This is a genomic window from Sphingomonas sp. UNC305MFCol5.2 (assembly GCF_000712135.1).
Lineage (GTDB): Bacteria > Pseudomonadota > Alphaproteobacteria > Sphingomonadales > Sphingomonadaceae > Sphingomonas.
In genome coordinates, this window is record NZ_JOOE01000001.1 from 680,258 (window position 1) to 705,516 (window position 25,259).

24 protein-coding genes are annotated in these 25,259 nt (G+C 65.7%); 11 read left to right on the forward strand and 13 right to left on the reverse strand.

Annotated features, from left to right (window positions below):
- Window positions 1-118: 118 nt before the first annotated feature.
- Window positions 119-520: a hypothetical protein gene (locus BR78_RS0103295; protein WP_029724076.1), complete on the reverse strand. Its 402-nt coding sequence runs from the start codon at window positions 518-520 to the stop codon at window positions 119-121.
- A 108-nt stretch (window positions 521-628) separates the two neighbouring features.
- Between BR78_RS0103295 and BR78_RS0103300 the strand changes: the two genes are divergently transcribed.
- A complete protein-coding gene (locus tag BR78_RS0103300) occupies window positions 629-1,780 on the forward strand; it encodes a DUF47 family protein (protein ID WP_197021266.1) in 1,152 nt (383 codons plus the stop codon).
- Window positions 1,781-1,790: 10 nt separating this feature from the next.
- Window positions 1,791-2,804, forward strand: coding sequence for an inorganic phosphate transporter (locus tag BR78_RS0103305; protein WP_029724078.1), 1,014 nt, complete (start codon window positions 1,791-1,793; stop codon window positions 2,802-2,804).
- Between the two features lie 5 nt (window positions 2,805-2,809).
- On the opposite strand, the gene BR78_RS0103310 is transcribed toward BR78_RS0103305, so the two are convergent.
- Entirely contained in the window at window positions 2,810-3,757 is a 948-nt protein-coding gene (locus BR78_RS0103310; protein WP_081855591.1) for a helix-turn-helix domain-containing protein, read from the reverse strand.
- Between the two features lie 214 nt (window positions 3,758-3,971).
- On the opposite strand from BR78_RS0103310, the gene BR78_RS0103315 reads away from it, so the two are divergent.
- A complete protein-coding gene (locus BR78_RS0103315) occupies window positions 3,972-5,585 on the forward strand; it encodes an alpha-L-fucosidase (RefSeq protein WP_029934922.1) in 1,614 nt (537 codons plus the stop codon).
- 44 nt (window positions 5,586-5,629) lie between these two features.
- Here BR78_RS0103315 and BR78_RS0103320 read toward each other — a convergent pair whose 3' ends face one another.
- The 8 genes from BR78_RS0103320 to BR78_RS0103355 form a co-directional block, all read right to left on the reverse strand.
- Window positions 5,630-7,636, reverse strand: a complete 2,007-nt coding sequence (locus BR78_RS0103320) for an acetyl-CoA carboxylase biotin carboxylase subunit (RefSeq protein WP_029934923.1) — start codon at window positions 7,634-7,636, stop codon at window positions 5,630-5,632.
- 376 nt (window positions 7,637-8,012) lie between these two features.
- A complete protein-coding gene (gene bioB / locus BR78_RS0103325) occupies window positions 8,013-9,005 on the reverse strand; it encodes a biotin synthase BioB (protein ID WP_029724082.1) in 993 nt (330 codons plus the stop codon).
- A complete protein-coding gene (locus BR78_RS0103330) occupies window positions 9,002-9,349 on the reverse strand; it encodes a hypothetical protein (RefSeq protein WP_029934925.1) in 348 nt (115 codons plus the stop codon). The genes bioB and BR78_RS0103330 overlap by 4 nt, the downstream gene beginning before the upstream one ends.
- Entirely contained in the window at window positions 9,346-11,478 is a 2,133-nt protein-coding gene (gene scpA / locus BR78_RS0103335; protein WP_029934927.1) for a methylmalonyl-CoA mutase, read from the reverse strand. The genes BR78_RS0103330 and scpA overlap by 4 nt, the downstream gene beginning before the upstream one ends.
- Window positions 11,475-12,245, reverse strand: coding sequence for an enoyl-CoA hydratase-related protein (locus BR78_RS0103340; RefSeq protein WP_029934929.1), 771 nt, complete (start codon window positions 12,243-12,245; stop codon window positions 11,475-11,477). Before BR78_RS0103340 ends, scpA begins: the two co-directional genes overlap by 4 nt.
- Entirely contained in the window at window positions 12,242-12,661 is a 420-nt protein-coding gene (mce, locus tag BR78_RS0103345) for a methylmalonyl-CoA epimerase (protein WP_029934931.1), read from the reverse strand. Before mce ends, BR78_RS0103340 begins: the two co-directional genes overlap by 4 nt.
- On the reverse strand, window positions 12,658-13,191 hold the full coding sequence (locus tag BR78_RS0103350; protein WP_029934932.1) for a hypothetical protein: 534 nt from the start codon (window positions 13,189-13,191) through the stop codon (window positions 12,658-12,660). The genes mce and BR78_RS0103350 overlap by 4 nt, the downstream gene beginning before the upstream one ends.
- A gap of 40 nt (window positions 13,192-13,231) precedes the next feature.
- A complete protein-coding gene (locus BR78_RS0103355; protein ID WP_029934934.1) occupies window positions 13,232-14,758 on the reverse strand; it encodes an acyl-CoA carboxylase subunit beta in 1,527 nt (508 codons plus the stop codon).
- 266 nt (window positions 14,759-15,024) lie between these two features.
- Here BR78_RS0103355 and BR78_RS0103365 point away from each other — a divergent pair, with 266 nt between their 5' ends.
- Window positions 15,025-16,431: a helix-turn-helix domain-containing protein gene (locus BR78_RS0103365; RefSeq protein ID WP_029724089.1), complete on the forward strand. Its 1,407-nt coding sequence runs from the start codon at window positions 15,025-15,027 to the stop codon at window positions 16,429-16,431.
- A 52-nt stretch (window positions 16,432-16,483) separates the two neighbouring features.
- Here BR78_RS0103365 and BR78_RS0103370 read toward each other — a convergent pair whose 3' ends face one another.
- Entirely contained in the window at window positions 16,484-17,407 is a 924-nt protein-coding gene (locus tag BR78_RS0103370) for a DUF3829 domain-containing protein (protein ID WP_029934935.1), read from the reverse strand.
- Between the two features lie 144 nt (window positions 17,408-17,551).
- On the opposite strand from BR78_RS0103370, the gene BR78_RS0103375 reads away from it, so the two are divergent.
- Window positions 17,552-18,325 (forward strand): class II aldolase/adducin family protein, encoded by a 774-nt coding sequence (locus BR78_RS0103375; protein ID WP_029724091.1) that lies wholly within the window; start codon window positions 17,552-17,554, stop codon window positions 18,323-18,325.
- A gap of 115 nt (window positions 18,326-18,440) precedes the next feature.
- On the opposite strand, the gene BR78_RS0103380 is transcribed toward BR78_RS0103375, so the two are convergent.
- Window positions 18,441-19,241 carry a DODA-type extradiol aromatic ring-opening family dioxygenase gene (locus tag BR78_RS0103380; RefSeq protein ID WP_029934937.1) on the reverse strand — a complete coding sequence of 267 codons (801 nt, stop codon included), beginning with the start codon at window positions 19,239-19,241 and terminating at the stop codon, window positions 18,441-18,443.
- Window positions 19,242-19,289: 48 nt separating this feature from the next.
- Here BR78_RS0103380 and BR78_RS22105 point away from each other — a divergent pair, with 48 nt between their 5' ends.
- The 4 genes from BR78_RS22105 (at window position 19,290) to BR78_RS0103395 (ending at window position 21,893) form a co-directional block, all read left to right on the forward strand.
- Window positions 19,290-19,475: a hypothetical protein gene (locus BR78_RS22105; protein WP_231478125.1), complete on the forward strand. Its 186-nt coding sequence runs from the start codon at window positions 19,290-19,292 to the stop codon at window positions 19,473-19,475.
- On the forward strand, window positions 19,472-19,975 hold the full coding sequence (locus tag BR78_RS0103385; RefSeq protein WP_029934939.1) for a (2Fe-2S)-binding protein: 504 nt from the start codon (window positions 19,472-19,474) through the stop codon (window positions 19,973-19,975). Before BR78_RS22105 ends, BR78_RS0103385 begins: the two co-directional genes overlap by 4 nt.
- A 120-nt stretch (window positions 19,976-20,095) precedes the next feature.
- Window positions 20,096-21,040, forward strand: a complete 945-nt coding sequence (locus BR78_RS0103390; protein ID WP_029724094.1) for an RcnB family protein — start codon at window positions 20,096-20,098, stop codon at window positions 21,038-21,040.
- A gap of 118 nt (window positions 21,041-21,158) precedes the next feature.
- On the forward strand, window positions 21,159-21,893 hold the full coding sequence (locus BR78_RS0103395; RefSeq protein ID WP_037565910.1) for a prolyl hydroxylase family protein: 735 nt from the start codon (window positions 21,159-21,161) through the stop codon (window positions 21,891-21,893).
- A 9-nt stretch (window positions 21,894-21,902) separates the two neighbouring features.
- Here the strand turns inward: BR78_RS0103395 and BR78_RS0103400 are convergent, their stop codons facing one another.
- Window positions 21,903-22,532, reverse strand: a complete 630-nt coding sequence (locus tag BR78_RS0103400; protein WP_231478127.1) for a Crp/Fnr family transcriptional regulator — start codon at window positions 22,530-22,532, stop codon at window positions 21,903-21,905.
- A gap of 287 nt (window positions 22,533-22,819) precedes the next feature.
- Between BR78_RS0103400 and trhO the strand changes: the two genes are divergently transcribed.
- Both trhO and BR78_RS0103410 read left to right on the forward strand, forming a co-directional pair.
- Window positions 22,820-23,776, forward strand: coding sequence for an oxygen-dependent tRNA uridine(34) hydroxylase TrhO (gene trhO / locus BR78_RS0103405; RefSeq protein ID WP_029934942.1), 957 nt, complete (start codon window positions 22,820-22,822; stop codon window positions 23,774-23,776).
- A gap of 327 nt (window positions 23,777-24,103) precedes the next feature.
- A complete protein-coding gene (locus BR78_RS0103410; protein ID WP_231478128.1) occupies window positions 24,104-25,255 on the forward strand; it encodes an efflux RND transporter periplasmic adaptor subunit in 1,152 nt (383 codons plus the stop codon).
- Window positions 25,256-25,259 lie beyond the last annotated feature (4 nt).

Genomic DNA, 25,259 nt, shown 5'->3' on the forward strand with positions numbered 1-25,259 from the left:
CCGGATGGAACCTTCAGGGAGCCTCGCCGCTGAGAAGCGACGAGGCTTACCTGCATCTGGACGGCGCGCCGGCATTCTCGCGCGCCACTTGAGTCGAGTGGCCCGATATCCCGGCGAGTCAGTTGGCCCGCTTGACCCGGGTATAAGGCACGAACTTGCCGAGCTGCACGAAGCCGCGCGGAAAGCGACTGGCCGAATCGATGAGATTCACTGTGTCGATGCTGCACAGCTGCGAGCCGGAGGTGCGCGTTACCAATATGACATCGTCGTCGAGCTGGTCCGCACCTGAGCGCGGTTCATTGACGTAGAGGCGCCCGCCGGCGTGGTACACGATCGCCTTGCCCTCGATGATCTGGCTGCTGCCCACCGAAGAAAGGCTGATGCAGTCGACAGGCTTGCCCGCGACGCGCCCGTCCAGCACCTTCTGGAGCTTCATCTCCGGGGTCTGACGTTGGCCGGCGATGGCGGGTGCGGCAATCGTCGCAGCACCGAGGAACAGGATCGTGAGGAGCTTGCTCATGGCCGGGTTGTGGAACGCTGCGTCTTAACAGGGGCTGAAGCGTGTCGGGCATATCGTGGTCCCGCTTGAATTGCGAGACGATTGGAGCCATTGCGGCGAACCGGCCGGATGTGCCGCCAGCCCCGGAACTCCGTCATTCGCCAGATCGCCGCCCTGCCCTATCGCAACGAAGACCCGGCAACCGATGCCGCGGTCCGCATCCTCTTGGTCACTTCGCGCGGCACAGGCCGATGGGTGATACCCAAGGGCAACGCAATGTCGGGCGCGGCACCGCATGTCGCCGCCGCGCAGGAGGCCGAGGAAGAGGCCGGCGTGGTCGGCCCGGTATGCCCGACGCCGCTCGGTTCGTATCGCTATCGCAAGCGGCGCGGCAGCGGCGCATCGCTGATGATGGACGTCGACGTCTTCCCGCTCGCAGTCACGCGCGAGCTTCCCAGCTGGAAGGAACAGCAGGAGCGCGAGCGGCGGTGGTTCACGCTTTCGGAAGCGGCGGACGCCGTCGAAGAGCCCGATCTGCGCGATCTCATCCGTTCGTTCGGGGCGTCCGAGTTCAAAGCTGCAACCCAGCGCATCGGCGTGCTAGGCGCCGTAGCCGAAAAATCGAGGTTAGGTCCGATGTTTGCCTGGTTCCAGCGCCTGTTGCCCCGCACCGGCAACTTCTTCGAGCTGTTCGAAGCGCATGCGGTCACCGTGATGGCCGCGGCCGACGCATTGGCGCGGCTGCTCGAAGGCGGGCCGGCCGGCAGGGAGCATATTCGCGAAGTGATCGAGCGCGAGCACGACGCCGACAATATCACGCGCGAAGTGCTCCAGACCGTGCGGAAAACCTTCCTGACGCCGTTCGATCGCGGCGCGATCACCAGCCTGATCGGCGCGCTCGACGATTCGATCGACGAGATGCAGGCCACCGTGAATGCGATCGCGCTCTACGAAGTCGAGAACTTCCAGCCCGAGATGAAGGACATGGCCGGCATCATCGTCGATGCCGCGCGCCTCACTGCGGAGGCGATGCCGCTGCTTCGCAACGTGGCGCAGAACAGCGCCCGCCTGCACGAGCTCACCGAACGCCTCGTCAGGATGGAAGGCCATGCCGACGAGATCCACGCCGCAGGGCTGAAGCGAACCTTCAAGGAATATGGCGCCAGCGATACGCTGAAGTTCGTCGTCGATCGCGAGATCTACAAGCATCTCGAGCGGATCGTCGACGCGTTCGAGGATGTCGCGAACGAGATCGACGGCATCGTCATCGATCACGCCTGATCGCCGCGGCATGCACGAACTCGCTTTCCCCTTGCTCGTCGGCCTGATCGCCGTCGCGCTGGCGTTCGACTTCCTCAACGGACTGCACGATGCCGCGAATTCGATCGCGACCGTAGTCGCGACGCGGCTGTTGTCACCCGTTCGGGCGGTGCTGTTCGCGGCGGTATTCAACTTCGCCGCCTATTTCCTGACGATCGCCTTTCCCGCGCTGCACGCAGTCGCCGAGACGATCGGCAAGGGGCTGGTCGACAAGGACATCGTCACCCCCGCCGTCATCTTCGGCGCGCTCGGCGGCGCGATGTTCTGGAACGTGCTGACCTGGATGAAGGGCATTCCCTCGTCGAGCAGCCATGCGTTGATCGGCGGCCTGATCGGGGCGGGCGTGGCGCATGGCGGGCTGACCGGCATCCATTGGGGCGGGCTCAACAAGACTCTTCTCGCGATCGTATTGTCGCCGACGCTCGGCATGCTGCTGGCGATGCTCGTCATGCTCGTCAGCTCGTGGCTGCTGCATCGCGCCACCGCGCGCACGGCCGAACGCAGCTTCCGCGGGCTGCATCTCCTCTCCTCCGCCGCCTATTCGCTGAGCCATGGCCTCAACGACGCGCAGAAGACGATGGGCATCATCACCGTGCTGCTTTACTCCACGGGCAATCTGACCGGCGAGTTCCACGTCCCCCATTGGGTGGCGATCAGCTGCTATATCGCGATCGCGCTCGGCACGATGACCGGCGGCTGGAAGATCATCGAGACGATGGGCTCGCGCATCACCAAGCTGTCGCAGCACCAGGGATTCAGCGCGTCGCTGGCGGGCTCGATCGTCCTGTTCTCGGCATCGGCGCTCGGGATCCCGGTGTCGACGACGCACACCATCACCGGCTCGATCATCGGCGCCGGCACGGCGCGCCGCGCATCGGCGGTGCGCTGGGGCGTAGCGCAGAGCGTGGTCATGGCCTGGGTGATCACGATACCCGCCTCGGCGCTTGTCGGCGCTGGCTTCTACGCGCTGACCCGGCTCTTCTAGCCCTCCTAGCGCCCGCCCCGGCACTGGCTGGGGGTCTCGCCGAAACGCGCACGGAACAGCCGGCTGAAATGCGCGGCGTCGCTGAAGCCGAGCCGTTCGGCGATCGCCCCGATCCGTTCGTCATTGGTGGAATCGAGCAGCGCGATCCTGGCGGCGTCGAGCCGGCAGTTGCGGATATAGGTCTGCACTCCGCCCTCGCCCTCGAACAGCCGGTGCAGCGTGCTTCGCGAGACCTTCAGTCGTCGGCAAAGGCTGGCGACGTTGAGCGACGAGGATTCGAGATTGGCGCGGATCTCGCTTTGCGCCCGCGCCGCCATGCCGACCCTGGGCGGCCGCGCATCACGATCGGCATGCGCCGCGGCATGCACCGCCACCACGAGCAGGTCGAGCAGTGTCCGGGCAAGCCGCGGCGCATCCTCGCTGGCAATCGCCTGGAGCGCCTCGCTCAGCTTGACCAGATGCGCGTAGAACAAGGCCGCCTCTTCGCGTCCGATGACGAGCCCGTGCAGATCCGACACCGGTCCCAGCTCCGCTTCGGCAATCGCGCGTGGGATCGCCAGCTGGATCGACCGGGCGATCGACATGGTCATCGTGATCGGCTGGGCGATGTCGAACAGCAATATCTCGCCGGATCGCGCCTCGAACTCGCGCAGTCGGGCCACGCCATGCATCTCGCCTTCCAGCAACACGCCCACGCCGAGAATGTCGATGCGATCCGCTGCGATGCGATCGGGCGTCCGCTCGAGAAGGCGCGCGGTGCCCGTCGAATAGGAGACCGCGATCCCGTCGAGATAGACGTTCTCCGCCGAGGTCGAGAACGGCCCGATCGGCGTGGAATCGAACAATGCGGCGACGCTGGGCCACCCGCGATCCGACCATGTTTCATGACGTTCGGCGGGGGCTATCCCCGCAGTCGAGTAACGCACGGGCTCTATGCCCCGCCTGCCCCCCATAGACGCGCTCCGGATATTGCAGGAATGCTTGCGAGGAACGCACGCGATTCCGGCTACTTAACGGGCCCTTTATATTAAACCCCCAACCGTGGAAACATGGCAGAAACCCCTAGGTGCGGACCACTCGGGCGCGGAACGTGCGCGAGACCTTGTCTCTGCACCGCGCCTTCGATATCGTTAGAAAACGATTTTTATACATAAAAAGGTGAGGGATATGCGGCTTACGCGGAGACAGGCGCTCGGAAGCTTCGCGGGCGCGGGCGCTGCCAGCCTGGCCCCTCCCGCCGGCGCCGAGGTCTCGTCCGACTGGGCCGGTCTCGTCGCCGCCTTCCGCGTACCCGACTGGTTCCGCGACGCCAAGTTCGGGATCTGGGCGCATTGGAGCGCGCAATGCGTCCCCGAGTTCGGCGACTGGTACGGCCGCCAGATGTATCTTCAGGGGAACCCGGTCTACGAGCACCACCTCAAGCATTACGGTCACCCCGCCGACCGCGGCTTCCTCGAGATCGAGAATGCGTGGAAGGCCGAGAATTGGGACCCCGAGCATCTGGTCAAGCTCTACAAGGCTGCGGGCGCGCGTTATTTCATGGCGCTCGCCAACCACCATGACAATCTCGACACCTGGGACAGCAAATATCACGCGTGGAACACGCTGCGCGTCGGACCGAAGCGCGACATCATCGGCACCTGGGAGAAGGTCGCGCGCGCCAACGGGCTGCGCTTCGCCGTCTCCAATCACAGTGCGCATGCGTGGCACTGGTGGCAGACCGCTTATGGCTATGACGCCGAAGGTCCACGGGCAGGCGAGCGTTACGACGCCTTCAAGCTGACCAAGGCGGATGGCGCAGGCAAATGGTGGGAGGGGCTCGATCCGCAGGAGCTCTATACCGGTCCCGCGATGGTCCCGCCCGACGGGATCAAGAGCGCGAAGGCGATGCGCGACTGGCACGACGCCAATAGCGGCCAGTGGATGGAGTCCGCCCCGCCCCAGAACCCGCACCATGTCGCCAAATGGCTGCTCCGCCAGCAGGACCTGGTCGAGAAATACCGGCCCGACATGGTCTATTTCGACGATTTCGGCCTGCCTTTCGGCAATGTCGGGCTCGAGGCGCTCGCGCATTATTACCGGCAGAGCATCGCCCGCGACGGCCGCGTCGAGGTCGTCGCCACCGCCAAGCAGCTCACGGCCGATCAGCGCACCGCGCTGGTCGACGATGTCGAGCGCGGCTTCAGCGATCGGCTGCGCGAGGAGCCGTGGCAGACCTGCACCTGCATCGGCGACTGGCATTACAACCGCGCGCGCTACGAGCAGAAATCGTACGTGCCCGCGCTTAAGGTCATTCAGCGGCTGTGCGACGTCGTCTCCAAGAACGGCAATTTGTTGCTGTCGATCCCCGTCCGCGGCGACGGGACGATCGATAGCGAGGAGGAGAAGATCGTCGCCGGGATCACGCGCTGGATGCAGCGCAACGGCGACGCAGCGATCTTCGGCTCGCGCCCGTGGCGGATCTATGGCGAGGGCCCGACCAAGGTCGGCGGCGGCATGTTCAACGAAGGCAAGGTCGAATTCACTGCCGGGGACGTGCGCTTCACCACGCGGAAGGGCGCGCTCTATGCGGCGTTGCTCGCCTGGCCCGAACAGCCGGTGACGATCGTCGCGCTGGGCAAGGCGGCGCTGCCGGATGCCGCGATCGAGCGGGTGGAGCTGGTCGGTGGCGGACGCGTGAAGTTCGAACGAAGCGAAGCGGGTCTGATGGTGACTTTACCGCGCGGCGGTCCCGACGATTTCGTTCCCGTCCTCCGCATCGATGGCCGCGGGTTGATCTAGCTACTCGCGCTCCGGCCTTCGCCGGAGCACAGAGCGCGCGAAACCTATTCGAACTCGAGGATCGCCGCGTCGACCGCGAGGCTCTCGCCGGGCCCGAAATTGGCGGCTTTCACCACCCCTGCCCGCTCGGCGCGGAGGATGTTCTCCATCTTCATCGCCTCGACCACCGCGAGCGGCTGCCCGGCTTCCACCTTGTCGCCGGGCGCCACGTGGAGCCGGGTGAGCAGTCCCGGCATCGGCGCGAGCAGGAATTTCGAAAGATCGGGCGGAATCTTCTCGATCATGTGATGCCGGTATTGCGCGACATGCGGCGGCAGCACCTCGACGCGGTGCGACGCGCCATGCGCGGTCAGCCGCCAGGCCCCGCTTTTGCGCTCGACGCCGACGGTGAGTGGCTCGTCGTCGATGCGCACCGCGAACAACGGCTCGCCCGGGCGCCAATGTCCGATCAATTCCATCGGATCGCCCGCGCCGCGGACGAGCTGGACACCGCCAAGGCTCTCCAGCGACAGCGCGAAACGTTCGCCGTCGATCGTCACCACGCGATCGCCTTGGCCGCTGATACGCCCGTTGAGCTGCCCGCTGATCTGCGACGCGCGGCTGGCGCGCTCGATGTCGATCGCCACCCCCACTGCCGCCAGCTTGCGCCGCAGCCCGGGCGAGGCCGGCGCGCCTTCGAAACCCTCGGGATATTCCTCGGCGATGAAGCCGGTGGTCAGCGCACCCTCGCGGAAGCGCGGATGCTGCATGATTGCCGAGAGGAAATCGATATTGTGGCCGATCCCGTCGATCCGGAAGCGATCGAGCGCTGCCACCTGCCGGTCCGCCGCCGCCGCACGCGTGGGTGCCCAGGTGACCAGTTTGGCGATCATCGGATCATAGAACATCGAGATCTCGCTGCCCTCGGTCACCCCGTCATCGACCCGGGTCACCCCGTCCTCGTCGCGCATCTCGACCGGCGGGCGATAGCGCACCAGCCGGCCGGTCGAAGGCAGGAAGCCGCGATAGGGATCCTCGGCATAGACGCGGTTCTCGATCGCCCAGCCGGTGAGCGTCACATCGTCCTGCGCGAAAGCCAGCTTCTCGCCAAAAGCGACACGGATCATCTGCTCGACCAGATCGAGCCCGGTGATCTCCTCGGTCACCGGATGCTCGACCTGGAGCCGGGTGTTCATCTCGAGAAAGTAGAAACCGGCGCCGGTCGTATCGGTGCCGCTGACGATCAGCTCGACAGTGCCCGCGGAATAATAGCCCACCGCCCGCGCCAGCGCGACGGCCTGTTCGCCCATCGCCTTGCGCATCTCGGGCGTCACGAAGGGCGACGGCGCCTCCTCGACCACTTTCTGGTGCCGCCGCTGGATCGAGCATTCGCGCTCGCCGAGATAGACGATGTTGCCGTGCTGGTCGCCGAGCACCTGGATCTCGATGTGGCGCGGACTCTCGATGAACTTCTCGATGAACACGCGGTCGTCGCCGAAGCTCGCCAGCCCCTCGCGCTTGGTCGCTTCGAAGCCTTCGCGGACGTCCTGCTCGCTATAGGCCAGCCGCATCCCCTTGCCGCCGCCGCCGGCCGAGGCCTTCATCATCACCGGATAGCCGATCTCGGAGGCGATCCGCACCGCATGCTCGGTATCGTCGATCTCGCCGACATAGCCGGGGACGACGTTCACCCCCGCCTGCTTCGCCAGCTTCTTGGACTCGATCTTGTCGCCCATCGCCGCGATCGCATTGGGCGGCGGCCCGACGAACGCGATCCCCGCCTCGGCGCAGGCGCGCGCGAAGCTCTCGCGTTCGGAGAGGAAGCCATAGCCCGGATGGATGCAGTCGGCGCCGGTCTCCTTCGCCGCCAGCAGGATCAGCTCCGCCTTGAGATAGGACTCCGCCGCCGGCGCCGGCCCGAGCCGCACCGCCTCGTCGGCCATGAGCACATGCGGGGCGCGCGCATCCGCGTCCGAATAGACAGCGACGGTGGCGATCCCCATCTTCTTGGCGGTGCGCATCACACGGCACGCAATCTCACCGCGATTGGCGACCAGGATCTTCTTGAACATCAGCGGCTTGCCCTCTTGGCGGGTGTTTGAGCATCGACCGTGAAAGTCCCATTGGCTGCCTTCACGAGGAAGAATCTGCCGTGCGTGTATTGCGCATTTGGCTGCCAGACGGGGCAGTTGGCCCCGTCATTCACCCAGCTTACATCCCAAGAGACCGGCAGGATTTTTTCTCTAGGCCCCTTCTCCCGCCGGGTTACTTCGATTGTTCCTAAGCCCGGCTCTGCGCCCGGCACATAATTTCCCCAGACCACCGCGTCGCTGCGGCGAATGGCGTCTCGCTCATTCCATATGATCGAGCATGCTCGCGCGCTGCTCAACGGCGTCGCGATAGCCACTGCGGCCACCACCAATAGCAATGGTTGGCCGAACGCGTGCCTCACTCCGCTGCCTCGAACGCAATCTTCGCCTCGCCCCCCGCCCGTGTAAGCCCGAGCTTGGCGAACAGCGCAGCATCGGCGTCATCGCCGCGATTGCCCGTGGTGAGCAGCCGATCGCCGGTGAAGATCGAATTGGCGCCCGCCATGAAGCACAAAGCCTGTGTCGAGTCGCTCATGCTCTCGCGCCCCGCCGACAGCCGAACCATGCTCTCGGGCATCGTGATCCGCGCCACCGCGACGGTCCGCACGAACTCGATATCGTCGATCTTGGCGAGCGGCGTATCGGCGAGCATATCGCCCAGCACGGTGCCCTTCACCGGCACCAGCGCATTGACCGGCACGCTCTCCGGATGCCGCGGCAGCGTGGCGAGCGCGTGGATGAAGCCCACGCGATCGCCGCGCGTCTCGCCCATCCCGACGATCCCGCCGCAGCACACGTTGATCCCCGCCTCGCGGACATGCTCCAGCGTATCGAGCCTCTCCTCGAAGCTCCGCGTCGTGATCACGTCGCCATAGCGCTCGGGCGAAGTGTCGATATTGTGGTTGTAGTAATCGAGCCCCGCATCGGCGAGCATCGCCGCCTGCTTCTCGGTCAGCATGCCGAGCGTCATGCAGGTTTCCATGCCCATCTGGCGGACGCCGCGCACCATCTCGACGATGGCGGGCATGTCGCGGTCCTTGGGGTTGCGCCACGCGGCGCCCATGCAGAAGCGGCTCGACCCGTTGTCCTTGGCCTGCGCCGCCGCCTGCAGCACCGCGCGGACGTCCATCAGCTTCGTCGCCTTGAGCCCGGTCTCGGCATGCACCGACTGGTTGCAATAGCCGCAATCCTCGGGGCAGCCGCCGGTCTTGATCGACAGCAAAGTCGACATCTGCACCTGATCCGGCGCGTGATGCTCGCGGTGCACGGTCTGCGCGCGGAAGACGAGTTCGCCGAATGGCAGGTCGAACAGCGCAGCGATCTCGTCGCGGGTCCAGTCGGTACGGGTCATGCGGGTCCCAACGTCTTGATGAACAGATAGAGGAAGATACCGAGTCCCAGCGAGAGCAGAAGCGGCGCGGAGATGCGGTAGAAATCGAGATATTTGGCGATCGGCTTGCCGTGGAAGCGGGTGCGAACGATCTCGCCGGCGCCGCTGAATGAAATCAGCGCCGACGAACCGATCACCACCAGCGCCGCAATCAGCAGGGCCCGCCCGTCACGCGACGAACCGGCGAGCGCCAGCACCCCGCCCAACGAGAACAGGGACAGCTGGGTGAGATGCTTGAAATAGTCGTAGAGCAGCGCCTCGCCGCCGCCCGTGTCGAGCGCCATCTGCTCGTCTTCGTCCGTCATTCGGCAGCCTCTTCGATCGGGGGCAAATTGTGTCCGAGCAGCTTGAGCACTTCCGTGGCGGCGCTGACAAGGTTGGTGCCGGGACCGAAGATCGCCTGCACGCCGTGCGCGCGGAGGAATTCATAATCCTGCGGCGGGATCACGCCCCCCGCGACGACCTTGATATCGGCACGGCCCGCTTGCTTGAGCGCATCCACCAGCTCGGGGATCAGCGTCTTGTGTCCCGCGGCGAGGCTCGACGCGCCGACTACGTCGACCTGCTTCTCGAGCGCCAGCGCGCAGGTCTCGGCCGGGGTCTGGAACAGCGGCCCCGAAACCACGTCGAAACCGAGATCGGCAAAGGCGCTGGCGACGACATTGGCGCCGCGGTCGTGCCCGTCTTGCCCCATCTTGGCGACGAGCACACGCGGCTTGCGGCCCTGGCGGCGCTCGAAGGCGGCGACCCCTTCCTCGGCGCGCAGCCAACCTTTGTCCTCGGCATGCGCGGGGCCATAGACGCCCTTGATCGGCGTGACGCCCACGGCATGCCGCCCGAACGCGACTTCCATCGCCGCCGACATCTCGCCCAGCGTGCACCGCGCCCGCGCGGCCTCGACGCAGAGCGCGAGCAAGTTCTCGTTCCCCGTCGCGCCGCGGCGGAGGTTGCCCAGCGCCTCCTCCGCCTTGCCCGCATCGCGATCGGCGCGGGTCTTCTCGATACGGCGGATCTGATCGGCGCGGACGCGGGCGTTGTCGATGTCGAGGATGTCGATCGGGGACTCCTCGGCGAGCCGATACTTGTTCACGCCGACGATGACGTCTTCGCCGCGGTCGACCCGGGCCTGGCGGGCGGCGGCGGCGCGTTCGATATGCTCCTTGGGCATGCCGCTCTCGACCGCATGGGTCATGCCGCCAAGTGCCTCGACCTGCTCGATCAGCTCCCACGCCTTGGTGGAGAGCTCGTTGGTCAGTGCCTCGACATAATAACTGCCGCCCAGCGGATCGACGACATGCGTCATCCCCGTCTCTTCCTGGAGGATCAGCTGGGTGTTGCGCGCGATGCGGGCGGAGAAGTCGGTCGGCAGCGCCACTGCCTCGTCGAGGCTGTTGGTGTGGAGCGACTGGGTGCCGCCGAAGGTCGCCGCCATCGCCTCGATCGTGGTGCGGACGACGTTGTTGTACGGGTCCTGCTCCTGCAGGCTGACCCCGGAAGTCTGGCAGTGCGTGCGCAGCATCTGCGAACGCGCGCTGCCGCCGAAGCCCGCGATGATCCGGCTCCACAACAGCCGCGCCGCGCGCAATTTGGCGACTTCCATGAAAAAGTTCATGCCGATGCCGAAGAAGAAGGAGAGCCTTCCGGCAAATTCGTCGATGCTCAGCCCGCGGGCGATCGCGGCACGGACATAGGCCATGCCGTCGGCGAGCGTGAACGCCAGCTCCTGCACCGCCGTCGCCCCCGCCTCGTGCATGTGATAGCCCGAGATCGAGATCGAGTTGAACCGCGGCATGTGCTCGGCGGTATAGGCGATGATGTCCGCGACGATCCGCATCGAGGGCTCGGGCGGATAGATGTAGGTGTTGCGGACCATGAACTCCTTGAGGATGTCGTTCTGGATGGTCCCGGTGAGCTGGTCCTGCCGCACACCCTGCTCTTCCGCCGCGACGATGTAGAAAGCGAGGCACGGCAGTACCGCGCCGTTCATCGTCATGCTGACCGACATCTGATCGAGCGGGATGCCGTCGAACAGGATCTGCATGTCGGCGAGCGTGTCGATCGCCACCCCCGCTTTGCCGACGTCGCCGGTGACGCGCGGGTGATCGCTGTCATAGCCGCGGTGCGTGGCGAGATCGAAGGCGATCGACAGGCCCTTCTGCCCCGCCGCGAGGTTGCGGCGGTAAAAGGCGTTCGATTCCTCGGCGGTCGAGAAGCCGGCATATTGGCGGATCGTCCAGGGACGTCCGGCATACATCGTCGCCTTTACCCCGCGCGTGAACGGCGCGAAGCCCGGCAGCCCGGGATCAGGCGCGTCGGCGGCGGTGTATAGCGGCTTGACTGCGATCCCCTCGGGCGTGTGCCAGGTGAGATCGGCGTCCTTCACTTCCTTGGCGGCGAGCTTCGCCCAGACATCCAGAGACGGCTTGTCGCTCACTTGCCCTTGAACTCCGGCTTGCGCTTCTGGAGGAACGCCGCGACGCCCTCCTGAAAATCCTGCGACCTGGCCGCGACCGACTGGTGCTCGGCCTCCAGCGCGAGCGTCTCCTCGAGTGTACCGCTCAGCGCCGCCTTGACCTGCTTGCGGATCAGCCCGAGCGCGACCGTCGGCATCGCGGCGAGGCGGCGAGCATAGGTCATCGCCGTGTCGAACACGACACCATCGTCCACCACATGCGTGAGCAATCCCGCCGCTTGCGCATCGTGCGCCGAAAGGCGCTCGCCGAGCAGAGCCATTTCGAGCACCTTCGCTCTTCCGGCAGCCTTGGCGATCAGCCAGGTCGCGCCGGCATCAGGAACCAGCCCGATATTGGCGAAAGCGAGCAACAGATAGGACGAGCGCGCACCGATCACGATGTCGCCGCCCAGCGCCAGCGACGCTCCCGCCCCCGCCGCGGGGCCGTTCATCGCCGTCACGATCGGGATCGGCAGATCGGCCATGGTCTGCTGGACCGGGTTGTAATGGTTGCGCAGCCTGTCCCCCGGATCGCCGCCCGCGCCTTCCTTGAGCGAGGCTCCCGCGCAAAAGGCCCGCCCCTCGCCGGTGAGCAACATCGCGCGGGCGCCGTCATCGACTGCCCGGCGCAGCGACGCGGCGAGCAGATCGAGCATGTCGAGCGTGACGGCATTGAGCTCATCGGGACGATTGAGCCGGAGCACCGCGACATCGCCGTCGAGCGCGTAGAGGATCGTGTCGTCGCTCAATGTCCGTCCCTCGGCGTCTCCATGATCTCGGTGAGCACGCCGCCCATGTCCTTCGGGTGCACGAAGAAGATCGGTGTGCCGTGCGCCCCGATGCGCGGCTCGCCGAGCACCTTGGCGCCCTTCGCCTCGAACCATGCTTTGGCTTCGTGGATGTCAGGCACTTCGTAGCACAGATGATGCTGCCCGCCCGCCGGGTTCTTCGCGAGAAAGCCGTGGATCGGCGACCCCTCCCCCAGCGGCTCGATCAGCTCGATCTGGGTGTTGGGCGTATCGACAAAGCACACTTTCACGCCCTGAGCGGGCAAATCGAAGGGCGCGCGGATCACCTCCGCACCCATCATATCGCGATAAAAGGCGATCGACGCCTCGATCGAAGGCGTCGCGATGCCGACATGGTTGAGGCGGCCGAGCTTCATTGTGTCTTCGGCGCCGGAGTGACCGACGGCATCGAATAGGGCATGCCGCAGGTCGCGTAGACCTTGCGGAACATCGCGTCGCCGCCGGGGCCCGCAAACTCCCGCTCGATCATCGTCTCGCCCTCCGCAAAACTGAGGCGCACCTTCTTCGCCTTGGCGATCTCCTCGGCGATCAGGAAGACTTCGGCGGTCTCGCCGTTATAGGCGCCTTTGCCGGGGAACAGCCACGACGTCATGTCCGCCATTCCCTCGTCGAGGGTCAGCGTGACGATCCGCGCATCGCCGGCCGCGACAGCGGGCTTGGGCATGAACTGCACCGAGACGATCGGTACGTTGACGGTGTCGCAGCGAAACAGCAGCCGCGAACCGTCGGCGGCGCGCACGGCCGCGGTCGAGCTTTTCGGCTGGGCCGGATCGGCGCTCTCGCGGAAAGTCCAGACGCCCGGCGCAGGTGCGGCGGGAGCGGCTGCCGGAGCGGGCGCGGGGGCAGTCTGGGCACCGAAGGCCAGCGCGAAAAGGAAGCTGATCATCTCTATCCTTGCATGCAGTCGGCCACCGCCGCGGCGCCGTTCACAGCGGGATGTTGTCGTGCTTCTTCCACGGGTTCTCAAGCTGCTTGTTGCGCAGCTTGCGAAGCCCCAGCGCGATCCGGCGGCGCGTGGAATGCGGCAGGATCACTTCGTCGATAAAGCCCTTCGACGCCGCCACGAACGGATTGGCGAAGCGCGCCTCATACTCCGCCGTGCGCTCGGCGATTTCCTCTGGCGTCTTGCCGCGGAAGATGATCTCGACCGCGCCTTTCGCGCCCATCACCGCGATCTCTGCGGTAGGCCAGGCATAGTTCAAGTCGCCGCGAAGATGCTTCGACGCCATCACGTCGTACGCCCCGCCATAGGCTTTGCGGGTGATCACGGTGATCTTGGGCACCGTCGCCTCGGCATAAGCGAAGAGCAGCTTCGCACCGTGCTTGATGATCCCCGAATGCTCCTGCCCGACGCCCGGCAGGAAGCCGGGGACATCGACAAAAGTCAGGATCGGTATGTCGAATGCATCGCAGAAGCGCACGAAGCGCGCCGCCTTCTTCGACGAATTGATGTCGAGCACCCCGGCCAGCACCATCGGCTGGTTGGCGACCACGCCCACCGTGCGCCCCTCGATCCGGCCGAAGCCGATCAGGATATTGGCGGCATGCGTCGGCTGGATTTCGAAGAACTCGCCTTCGTCGAGCACCTTCCGCACGCACTCGTGCATGTCATAGGGCTGGTTGGCGCTGGGCGGGATCAGCGTGTCGAGGCTGGGCTCGAGCCGGTCCCACGGATCGTCGCACGGCCGCTCGGGAACATCCTCGCGGTTCGATGCGGGCAAGAAGTCCACGAAGTCGCGGGCCGCGAGCAGCGCCTCGATGTCGTTGTCGAAGGCCACATCGGCGACCCCCGACTTCGTGGTATGCGTCACCGCTCCACCCAGTTCCTCCTGCGTGACGATCTCGTTGGTAACGGTCTTCACTACATCTGGGCCGGTGACGAACATGTACGACGAATCCTTCACCATGAAGATGAAGTCGGTCATCGCGGGAGAATAGACGGCCCCGCCTGCGCAGGGGCCCATGATCAGGCTCAACTGCGGCACCACGCCGCTGGCCAGCACGTTGCGCTGGAACACTTCGGCATAGCCGGCGAGGCTGGCGACGCCTTCCTGGATGCGCGCGCCGCCGCTGTCGTTGAGGCCGATCACCGGCGCGCCGACCTTCATCGCCATGTCCATGATCTTGCAGATCTTCTGCGCGTGGCGCTCGGAGAGCGAGCCGCCGAACACCGTGAAGTCCTGGCTGAACACGAAGACGAGGCGGCCGTTGATCGTGCCGCTGCCGGTGACGACGCCGTCGCCGGGGACGATCTGGTCCGCCATGCCGAAATCGACGGCGTTGTGCTCGACATACATGTCGAGCTCCTCGAACGATCCCTGGTCGAGCAAAACCTCGACTCGCTCGCGCGCGGTGAGCTTGCCCTTGGCATGCTGCGCGTCGATGCGCTTCTGCCCGCCGCCCAGGCGAGCGGCGGCGCGGCGGCGCTCTAATTCCTCGATCGTCGACGACATTGCAGGCTCCCGAGAGGTGGCGCCTTCTGCACAGGGCATGCGCGAACACGCAAATGCAATGTTGCAAAGTTGCGGGGGAGGGGTTTGCAGAATATGCTGCAGCCTATGATAGGCACGCATCGCCCGCCTCAGAGCACGCCCCTCCCTGGAAGGGAGGGGATGGGGGTGGGTGCGCGGCCCGCAGGGTCGCGCCCTACGAGCTGCGTCGATGGGCTCGCCTCGCTCGCACCCACCCCTAACCCCTCCCTTGCAGGGAGGGGAATCTAGTGGGCACTCCCCGCCGCCGGCTGTTCGAAGGCTTCCGCTTACGCGATCTGCGCCGCCGCATCGGCCTGAGCCAGTCGGCGATGGCGGGCCGGCTGGGTATCTCGGTCCCTTATTTGTCGCAAATCGAGAATAACGGCCGGCCGATCACCGATGTCGTGCTGCTCGCGCTCGCCCGCGAATTCCCGATGGAAGCGGCCGATATCGGCGCCGAGGCCGAAACCTCGACGCTGCTGCGCACGATCGACGCAGCAACCGACACCAGCATCGCCGCGCATCCCCTGAGCGAAACCGACGTTCGCCGCGGGCTGGAGCAGCAACCCCTGCTCGCCCGCCGGCTCGTCGCGGTGCACGAAGCCTGGCGCCGCAGTCAGGAACAGCTCCGCGTCCTCGACGACCGCTTCGATACCGGATCGAGCGACGCTGCGCCGCTCCCCTGGGAGGAAGTCCGCGACTGGTTCCAGGCGGAAGGCAACTACATCGACGCGATCGACCGCTCGGCCGAGGCGCTCGCCGACGCGCTCGACGAAGGTCCGGTGAGCCAGGCACTCGAGGATCGCCTCCGCCGCTGGCACGGCGTCCGCGTGATCGGCGAGGACAGCGACGGCAGCCAGCTCAGCCGCTTCGACGAATCCGCGCGTACGCTGGCGCTCAACTCCGGCCTCCCGCCGGAAAGCCGCGCCTTCCTGCTCGCGCACCGGCTGGTCCGCTACGAATTCGCCAACGAGATGCACCATGTCGTCGCCGAAGCGGGGCTGGCGAGCCAGGCCTCGCGCGAATTGCTCAGCGTCGGCCTGGCCAATTACGCCGCCGGTGCGCTGCTGATGCCGTATGGCAGCTTCCGCGCCCGGGCGCGCGAGGTCCGGCACGATATCGATCGGCTGCGCCAGCGCTTCGGCGTGAGCTTCGAACAGGCATGCCACCGCCTCTCGACACTCCAGCGGCCCGGTGCCGCCGGCCTGCCCTTCTTCTTCTGCCGGGTCGACATGGCGGGCAACATCACCAAGCGCCACTCGGCGACGCGGCTCCAGTTCGCGGCATTGGGTGGCGCGTGCCCGCTCTGGGTGGTGCACGAGGCAGTGGCGATCCCCGATCGCATCCTCGTGCAACTGGCGGAGATGCCCGACGGGACGCGCTACGTCTCGATGGCGAAGGGGCTGGTCAAGCCATCGGGCAGCTACGCGCGTCCTGCCCGCCGCTATGCCGTGGCGCTGGGCTGCGAGGAAACGCACGCGGCGGATTTCGTCTATGCCGATGATCTCCGGCTGGGCGGTGCGGCGACGCCGATCGGCGCTTCGTGCCGCATCTGCCCACGGACGGATTGCGACCAACGCGCCTTCCCGCCGGCAGGATCGGTGATCGAGATCGATGCCGATCGGCGGAGCGTCGTCCCGTACGCGTTCCGCTAGCCTCTCCCCTCCCTTGCAGGGAGGGGAACGGGCAACACCCACACCCCACGCCTCAAGGCATGTCGTTCGCCAGACCCACGGCCCGGTTATAGGAATCGACCATCGCCTCCGCGTCGTTGGCGGAATGCGACTGCTTCACCTGGCGATATTGGCCGATCATCGATCCCAACATGTCGACCACCAACCCCGAGATGCTGAGGCGGCTCGTCTCCACCGGTTCCTTCGCCTTGGCCTTGGCGTCGGCGATCGCCTTCTGCTGATCGGCGAGCAGTTTCTCCAGCGATCCGGCCAGCGCATCGCCTTTGGCGAACACCGCCGGATCGCGAAGGTCCTCGGGCTTGTCGAACAGGCCGACGAGATCTTCGGCCTGCTGCATCGCCAGCTTGGTGTTATAGGCGACGGTGTCGCCGCTCTGCTTGAGCGTGGCGAGTTCCGCTTCGGCGCCGGCGCGGCGCTGTTTGGTCAACGCGGCGTTGAACTCGTCCATCGCCGCCAACGCCGCGTCGAATTCGGCCGTCATCTGGGCGTCTTCGGCCTTGCCGCGTTTCAGCCCGTCCGCGCGATAGGCCTTGGTATTGTAATAGGCATAAAGCGGCTTCAGCCGCGCCAGCACCTTTTGCAGCGCAGTATCCAGCTTCTCCGCTGCCGCGTCGACCGGGCCCAGCGCGCCGGGCAGCGCGCGCGCCGCCTTCAGCTTGTCCGCTTCGTTTTCGAGCCAGCCATCGCTGATGGTGATGGTTTCGCTCGGCGACTGGCTGGCCACGCGCGCCTCCTTGTAGGCCTTCGCCGTCGCCGGCAGCCCATAGGTTTCGAGCAACGCGTTATACGCCTGGGTATAGGCGCTCAATTTGGCCGCCGTGGCGGGCGAAGTCGCCACTGCCTCCAGCGACCCGTTTCCGCTGCCGCCCGAGCCCGAGCCGCCGCAGGCCCCCAGCATGAACAATCCCGCCAGGGCGACACCCTGGCGCAGCTTCATCCCTCGCATTCGGTAGATCCCCTCAGTCGTTGCGAACGCGTAACGCACTCGCGGCAATTTTGATCCGGATCGATGCCGACGGGTGCGCCGTTGCCGCGAACCCCGGATGCGTGGCATATTGCAACCAAAGACAGGAGAGGATCGATGGCCACTGCGCTTCAGCAAGACGCCGGCAACCCCCTCGGCGTCAGCGATGCCGAATGGGAGGCGCGCCAGCAGCTCGCCGCCTGCTACCGCGTGTTCGACATGCTCGGCTGGTCCGAGATGATCTACAACCACATCACCGTGAAGCTGCCCGATCAGGACGGCGCGTTCCTGATCAATCCGTTCGGGCTGCATTTCAGCGAAGTGAAGGCCTCGAACCTCGTCAAGATCGACATCGACGGCAACAAGCTCGGCGACTCTCCCTATCCGGTGAACCGGGCGGGCTTCGTCCAGCACGCATTGTTCCACCGCCATCTCCCCGATGCGCATTGCATCATGCACACCCACACGACGGCCGGCATGGCAGTGAGCTCGGTCGAGGGCGGCCTTCGCCCCACCAATTTCTATGCCTGCAATTTCGCGGGTCAGATCGCCTATCACGACTTCGAAGGCGTGACGGTCCGCGACGAGGAAGGTGAGCGCCTCCTCGCCAATCTGGGCGACAAGCGCGTGATGCTGCTGCGCAACCACGGCATCCTGGTGATGGGGCGGACCTTGCCCGAGGCGTTCATCAAGCACTGGTCGCTCCAGCGCGCCTGCGAGATCCAGGTGGCGACGCTGGGGATGGGCGAGCCGCTGACGGTGTCCGACGAAGTCGTCGCGGTGCACCAGCGCGACCTGCACATGGCGCAGGTCCCCGGCGGCCCGGGCGCGGCGGACTTCGCGGCGATGGTGCGGCTGGTCGACCGGACGGACCGGAGCTGGCGGGAGTAATCGCACTCCAGTGCTCCTGCGAAAGCAGGAGCCCAGGATCACAAGCGACATCCTTCGCCACTCTGGGCTCCTGCTTTCGCAGGAGTACAAGTCGCGTTTTGACGCGCCCGTGGAACTAGCCGAACCGAAATCCGCTAACCGCCCAGCCCATCACGTGGTCGCGATAATCAGCCACCGCGGGCCCCTCCCCGCCCGCGCCGAGCGCCACCATAAGCGGCAGGAGGTGCTCCTCTCGCGGATGGGCGAAAAGGGCATGGGGGAGCTTGTCCCACGCGGCGACACGTTCCGCGCGGCGGGCAGGATCGGGATCGGTCACGGCATCGACCAGGGCCGCATCCCATTCGTCCGCCACGGGCGTCACCTGCGGGCCGCGTGCGCGGAGGTTGTGGAAGCTCATGCCCGAACCGACGATGAGCACGCCTTCGTCGCGCAAGGGGGCCAGCGCGCGGCCGATCGCGATGTGCGCGGCGGGATCGAGGTCCTTGCGCAGCGAAAGCTGGACCAGCGGGATATCGGCGCCGGGGACGGTGACCATCATCGGGATGAACACGCCGTGGTCCCAACCGCGCTCGCTTTCCTCGTCGACGGGGAAACCCGCGCCTTCGATCAACGCCCTGGCGCGGGCCGCCACTTCGGGAGAACCCGGCGCGTCCCAGTGCAGGCGATAAGTATGCTCGGGGAAACCGTAATAGTCGAACAGCAAAGGCTGGCCGCCGCCGCTATGGACGGTGACCCGGTCCTCCTCCCAATGGCCGGAGATCAGCAGGATCGCCCTGGGCCGCTCGGGCAGGCCGTCGATGCGGCTGGCGAGATAGACCTGCATCGGCTGCCACATCGGATCGGCGGGGCCGCCATCGGGGTCCATGAAGAAACAGGGTCCGCCGCCATGCGGGAGGAAGAAGGTCGGCAAGGTCATCATGAAGCTTTCCTACAGAGCGATGTTCTGCTATTGTTCTCGCATGGCATGCCCGAATTCATCGCGAGCCAAAAACCGAAGCACGAAACAAGATTCCATCGACGAGCAACTTTTGTTCACGATTCGCGGGAAAAGTGCGAAGTTAAGCCCGGTAAATCCAACATTGGCGGGACAGCGGGCCGCGACAATGCCGGTTTCGGAAACGCCCCGTTTCCGGCTACATCGCTGCAATGACTCGCTTCACCGTCAACAACCAGCCGGTCGAGTACAAGATGGATCCGCGCACGCCCTTGCTCTGGGCGCTGCGCGATGCCTCCAACCTGACCGGTACCAAATATGGCTGCGGCACCGGCGATTGCGGAGCATGTGCCGTGGATGTCGACGGCGGGTTGCGGCTCGCCTGTCAGGAGACGATCGGCGCGCTCGAGGGGACTTTCGTCACTACGATCGAGGGCCTTTCGAAGGATCGCAGCCATCCGGTGCAACAGGCGCTGCTCGCCACCAATATCGTCCAGTGCGGCTTTTGCATTCCCGGCGTGGTGATGGCGGCGTCGGTGTTGCTGCGCAACAACCGCAACCCGAGCGAGGGCGACATCAAGGAGGCGATTCCGAACATCTGCCGCTGCGGCATCTATCCGCGGCTGATCGGCGCGATCACCGATGCCGCCCGACTGGCGCGTGGCGATGCCCCACTGGCAAACGGACCCGAACCGGAGACACCCGCGCCTGAATGATCTTTCTTAATTCTTTCAATCGCCTTTCTCTGCAATTCAGCAACCGCTCATCCGGCGAAGTCTAATCCAATCCTATCTTGTAGCCCGGCCTCTTGCCGGTCTCGACGGAGACAAGTTGAGATGAAGAAGACCTTGCTAGCGGCGATCATCGCCGCAACGGCTCTGGTCCCGCCGGCAGCGCTCGCGCAGGACCGGGGGCGTTGGGGCGGCCGCGACCGCTCGGCGAACAGTTCCGGCAGTCCATCGTCCGAGGTTCGCCAGAACCGCGCCGAATGGCGCCAGCAGCAGCGCCAGGAAACGCCGGAGGCGCGGCCGCAGCGCCAGTGGAACGGCGGTGAGCGTCAGCGCGGCAATTGGAGCCGCCCGGAGGCCCAGCAGCAACAGCAGCAAGCGGTCCCGCAGCAGCGCGAGCGCTGGGGCGGCGATCGCGGCGACCGCAGCCGGTGGAACAACAGCGGCGATCGTAGCCGCTGGACCGGCGACCGCAGCCAGTGGAACGGCGGCACGCGCCGTCCGGACGTGGACCGGCAGCAGCAGTTCGACCGGCAGCGCCAGCAGTTCCGCGACGGCGATCGCAGCCGCTGGAACGACGGCGACCGTGATCGCAGTCGCTGGAGCGACGGCAATCGCGACCGCAGCCGGTATGACCGCGGTAACCGCGACTGGAACGACCGCGACCGGACGCGTAACTGGAGCGGCGACCGCAATCGCTACGACAGCAACCGCGGCTGGAACAATGACCGCGACCGCGGGAGCTGGAACAGCAGGTGGCGCAATGACCGCCGCTACGATTGGCGCGGCTATCGCAGCAGCAACCGCAACATCTATCGCCTGCCGCGTTATTACGCACCGAGCGGCTGGGGGTACGGCTATCGCCGGTTCGGGATCGGCTTCACGCTGAATTCGATCCTGTTCTCGTCGAACTACTGGATCAACGATCCGTTCTATTATCGCCTGCCTGAGGTCGACGGCCCCTATCGCTGGGTGCGCTATTACAACGATGCGCTGCTCGTCGACATCTACAGCGGCGAAGTGGTCGACGTGATCTACGACATCTTCTGGTAAGGACGCCCGCAGCCTTATCGGAGGTCCTGGGGCCCGGCAGCGATGCCGGGTCCCTTGTTGTTCAAGCTGTCGTTCAAGCGGCTTGCAAATCGCGCCGCTCCGCGCGATTTCGCACTCCGTGAGCAAGAACAAGAACGAAGGCAGGGTTTCGGGCGGCCCGTCGCCGGCGCGCGCGAAGATCGGGCGCGACGTCTCGGCGCGGCTGGAAGCGAACCCGGACGTCAGGCGCGCCAAGGTCGAGACGGCGCAGATGTACACCGTGCCCCATTTTCTGAGCGACGCCGAATGCGACGCGCTCATCGCCCTGATCGACTCCAATTCGCGCCCGTCGACCCTGCTCGCGGTGAGCGAAGATCCCGAATACCGCACCAGCCACAGCTCGGACCTGTATCGCTGGTCGCCCGATATCCTCGCGATCGACCAGCGCATCGCGAACCTGCTCGGCATTCCCGAGGAGAATGCCGAGACGCTCCAGGGCCAGCGTTATGCAGTGAACCAGCAGTTCCGCGCGCATTGCGACTATTTCCATGAATCGAGCGCCTATTGGCCCAAGATGAAGGAGACCGGCGGCCAGCGCACCTGGACCGCCATGGCCTATCTCAACGACGTGCCCGAAGGCGGCGCCACCTGGTTTCCGCGCGCCGGCATCCGCTTCAAGCCGAAGCGCGGGCTGCTCGTCGTCTGGAACAACATGACCCCAGACGGCACCCCGAATTACGACACGCTCCACGAGGGCATGCGCGTGCTGGAGGGGATGAAGTACATCGTCACCAAATGGTTCCGCGAAGAGGCGTGGATCAAGGATTACGTCCAGACCTATATCGCCGGCGGAATCGAGAACGCCGGAACCTGACGCGGCCGCCTATGCCGCAAGGTGGAGATAGTCGGGCTCGAAATCGGCGACCTGCTTCATCCGTTCCCAGTCGGCGATGCGGATCTCGCGGCCGGTCCGCGCGATCACGCCTTCCTCGGTCAGCGCGCGCAGCATACGGTTGACGTGCACCGAAGTCAGGCCGGTGGCGTCGCCGATATCCTCCTGCGTCATCGGCAGAGTGAAGCGATCGGGCGAGCCCAGCCCTGCGGCCTCGTGCCGGAAAGCGAATTCGCAGAGCATGTGCGCGATCCGCATCTTGGCGTCGCGGCGTCCGACATTGAGTACCCATTCGCGGAAGATCGACGCATCGACAAGGCAATCGCGCCACAGCGCCTTGCCGATCTCGGGCCGCTCCTGGATCAGCCGGCGGAAGTCGCGCATCGGGAAGAACAGCACCTGGGCGTCGGCGATCACCTGGACGTTGTGATCGGCCTTTTCGAACAACAGATGCTGGATATCGAGAATGTCCCCCGCCACGTGGAAGGAGACGATCTGGCGACCGCCATCGCTCGCCAGCTTATGGCGGCAGGCATAACCCTCCACCAGCAGGCAGCATTCCGAGATCAGCTGGCCGTTGCTGACAATAGTCGCACCGGCCTTGAAGCGTTGCGCCCTCAATGGCAGCGATCGAATACCCGCAATTTCTTCGTCGCCCAGCGCATTCAGCGATGTGAGCTTCCTGATCAGTCCCGCCAGGGGATCTATACCAGAGGACTGCAAGCGAATTGCTCCTTTTGACATTTTCCGGAGCAGTCAAACGGCGCAAATGCAGTTTAGTTTCCCGTGTTGATCCCGATCAAACTTCCCGGCCTGCACCGGCCCTTTTGCCTCGCCGCATGACGGACGCGCGCGCTTCTGCTAGGGGCGCGCCGGCCATTGCCCCAGCCGCAACCCGGAAAGTGATCGTGATCGAAGCCGCCCTGCCCATCTGTGTCGCCGCCCTGTACCAGTTCACGCGCTTCGACGATTGCGCGGCGATCCAGTCCTCGCTTGCCGAGGCCTGCCGCGCGCAGGGCGTGAAGGGCACGCTGTTGCTGGCACCGGAAGGAATCAACGGGACGATCGCCGGATCGGACGCGGCGATCGATCGGGTTCTCGCCCTTATTCGCACCCTTCCCGGCTGTGCGGCGCTCGACGTCAAGAAATCGCGCGCGGCGACCCTGCCGTTCCACCGGATGAAGGTGCGCATCAAACGCGAGATCGTGACGATGGGCGAGCCGGAGATCAATCCGCTGGTCGATGTCGGCGCCTATGTCGCGCCGCAGGACTGGAACGCGCTGATCGACGATCCCGAAACAATCGTGATCGACACGCGCAACGACTATGAAGTCGCTTTGGGCACTTTCGCGGGCGCGATCGATCCGGGCACGCCAACCTTTCGCGACTTTCCCGAATGGGTACGCACACATCGCGACCAATGGCACGAGGAAGGCAAGCAGCCGAAGATCGCGATGTTCTGTACCGGCGGAATACGCTGCGAGAAGGCGACCGCGTTTCTCAAGGCCGAAGGTCTGGACGAGGTCTATCATCTGAAGGGCGGCATCCTCGCCTATCTCGAAAACGTCGCCGCTGAAGAGAGCCGCTGGCAGGGCGAATGCTTCGTGTTCGACGAGCGCGTATCGGTGGCGCACGGGCTCGAGCTCGGTACCCATGCGCTCTGCCGTGCGTGCCGCATGCCGGTCAGCGAGGAAGCGCAAGGCTCGCCTCTATATGTCGAAGGCGTCGCCTGCCCCGCCTGCCATGACGAACGCAGCGACGCGCAGCGCGAACGCTATGCCGAGCGCCATCGCCAGGCGCTGCTCGCCGAAGCGCGCGGCGAGGCGCATGTCGGCGCAGTTCTGCCGGTATCTTCCGCCGATTGAAGGCGAGTCCCTTCCGCCGAAACAGAACAAAATAATTTGTCTCGGCTGCGTGCGGATTTTGTGTCGCCGCGGCGTCTGATGCTGTGAGGATCGCAATTCCTCGCGGTCCGATTGGGGAAAATCGATGGTATCGAGAGTCACGCTTTCGGTGTCGGCGAAAATCGCATGCGCGTTCGCCGGGCCTGACCTTTCCACCGCGGACGCTCATCTCAGACAATTCCTACCGATAGGTACGAATCTGCTTGCAACCCCCGCTGACAACGTTAATTGCTGCGCCGCAGAAAGGGGACGTCTGTGAGGCGCGCGCACGTATTAGCAGGATTGTTGTTGCTTGCCGGATGCGGTGGAGAACAGGCCCCGCCTGCCCCACCCCCACCGCAGGTAACCGTCGCGACTCCGGTCCAGCGCGAGGTGGTCGACTGGGACGACTATACCGGCCGCTTCGTCGCGCCGCAGGACGTCGAGGTCCGGCCGCGCGTCAACGGCGTGGTGACTGCGATCCATTTCCGCGACGGACAGGACGTACGTCAGGGCGCGCCGCTCTTTACGATCGATCCGCGCCCCTATCGCGCCGCGCTCGCACAGGCACAGGCGCAGGCGACGCGCGCCAATGCAGCGCTGTCGAACGCCCGACAGGTCACCGCGCGCAGCCGCAAGCTGGCAACCGCGCAGGCCGTCAGCACCGAGGAACTCGAGGCGAACATCGCGGCCGAGCGCACCGCCGCGGCTGATCTCGCCGCTGCCCGCGCCGCGATCACCAACGCCGAGCTCAATTTGAGCTTCACCACCGTGCGCGCGCCGTTTAGCGGCCGCATGTCGGACCGCAAGGTGAGCATCGGCGACTCGGTCGCCGACGGCCAGACCATCCTCACGCGCATCGTGTCGCTCGATCCGATCTGGTTCGAGTTCGAAGGCGCCGAGAGCTTCTACCTCAAGAATCTGCGGCAGGATCAGCGCGGCGAGCGCGGCTCCTCGCGCACCACCGCCAACCCGGTCCAGATCCAGCTCGCCGACGAGAGCGAATATCGCTGGAACGGTCGGATGGAGTTCCTCGACAATGCCGTCGATCCCGATTCGGGTACGATCCGCGCCCACGCTGTGGTGCAGAACCCGACGCGCTTCCTGACGCCCGGCATGTTCGGCCGTGCCCGGCTGCTCGGCTCGGGCACCTACAAGGCGATGCTGATCCCCGACGAGGCGATCGTTACCGATCAGACCCGCCGGCTCGTCTATGTCGTCGGCAACGACAACAAGGCGGTGCCGCGTCCGGTGGAAGTCGGTGCGACGGTGGAGGGCCTGCGCATCGTCCGCGACGGTCTCGCACCGACCGACCGCGTGGTCATCACCGGCGTCGGTCGTCTGCAGCCCGGCGCGCCTGTCCAGCCGGTCAAAGGCGTGATCAAGGCCGATCCGACCAAGCAAGCCGCGCCGACCGCTCCGACGCAGGAGCCGGCCTCGGGCCAGGCGACTGTCCGCTAAGGTC

Excerpts from the sequence above, each read along its gene's own strand:
- BR78_RS0103385 (WP_029934939.1), top strand. The coding sequence starts at position 19,472 with ATGACTCGCTTCACCGTCAACAACCAGCCGGTCGAGTACAAGATGGAT.
- BR78_RS0103305 (WP_029724078.1), top strand. The coding sequence starts at position 1,791 with ATGCACGAACTCGCTTTCCCCTTGCTCGTCGGCCTGATCGCCGTCGCG.
- BR78_RS0103300 (WP_197021266.1), top strand. The coding sequence starts at position 629 with ATGTGCCGCCAGCCCCGGAACTCCGTCATTCGCCAGATCGCCGCCCTG.
- bioB (WP_029724082.1), bottom strand. The coding sequence starts at position 9,005 with ATGACCCGTACCGACTGGACCCGCGACGAGATCGCTGCGCTGTTCGAC.
- BR78_RS0103315 (WP_029934922.1), top strand. The coding sequence starts at position 3,972 with ATGCGGCTTACGCGGAGACAGGCGCTCGGAAGCTTCGCGGGCGCGGGC.
- BR78_RS0103375 (WP_029724091.1), top strand. The coding sequence starts at position 17,552 with ATGGCCACTGCGCTTCAGCAAGACGCCGGCAACCCCCTCGGCGTCAGC.
- BR78_RS0103310 (WP_081855591.1), bottom strand. The coding sequence starts at position 3,757 with ATGGGGGGCAGGCGGGGCATAGAGCCCGTGCGTTACTCGACTGCGGGG.
- mce (WP_029934931.1), bottom strand. The coding sequence starts at position 12,661 with ATGAAGCTCGGCCGCCTCAACCATGTCGGCATCGCGACGCCTTCGATC.
- BR78_RS0103330 (WP_029934925.1), bottom strand. The coding sequence starts at position 9,349 with ATGACGGACGAAGACGAGCAGATGGCGCTCGACACGGGCGGCGGCGAG.
- BR78_RS0103355 (WP_029934934.1), bottom strand. The coding sequence starts at position 14,758 with ATGTCGTCGACGATCGAGGAATTAGAGCGCCGCCGCGCCGCCGCTCGC.
- BR78_RS0103390 (WP_029724094.1), top strand. The coding sequence starts at position 20,096 with ATGAAGAAGACCTTGCTAGCGGCGATCATCGCCGCAACGGCTCTGGTC.
- BR78_RS22105 (WP_231478125.1), top strand. The coding sequence starts at position 19,290 with ATGCCCGAATTCATCGCGAGCCAAAAACCGAAGCACGAAACAAGATTC.
- BR78_RS0103350 (WP_029934932.1), bottom strand. The coding sequence starts at position 13,191 with ATGATCAGCTTCCTTTTCGCGCTGGCCTTCGGTGCCCAGACTGCCCCC.
- BR78_RS0103370 (WP_029934935.1), bottom strand. The coding sequence starts at position 17,407 with ATGAAGCTGCGCCAGGGTGTCGCCCTGGCGGGATTGTTCATGCTGGGG.
- BR78_RS0103380 (WP_029934937.1), bottom strand. The coding sequence starts at position 19,241 with ATGACCTTGCCGACCTTCTTCCTCCCGCATGGCGGCGGACCCTGTTTC.
- BR78_RS0103295 (WP_029724076.1), bottom strand. The coding sequence starts at position 520 with ATGAGCAAGCTCCTCACGATCCTGTTCCTCGGTGCTGCGACGATTGCC.
- BR78_RS0103320 (WP_029934923.1), bottom strand. The coding sequence starts at position 7,636 with ATGTTCAAGAAGATCCTGGTCGCCAATCGCGGTGAGATTGCGTGCCGT.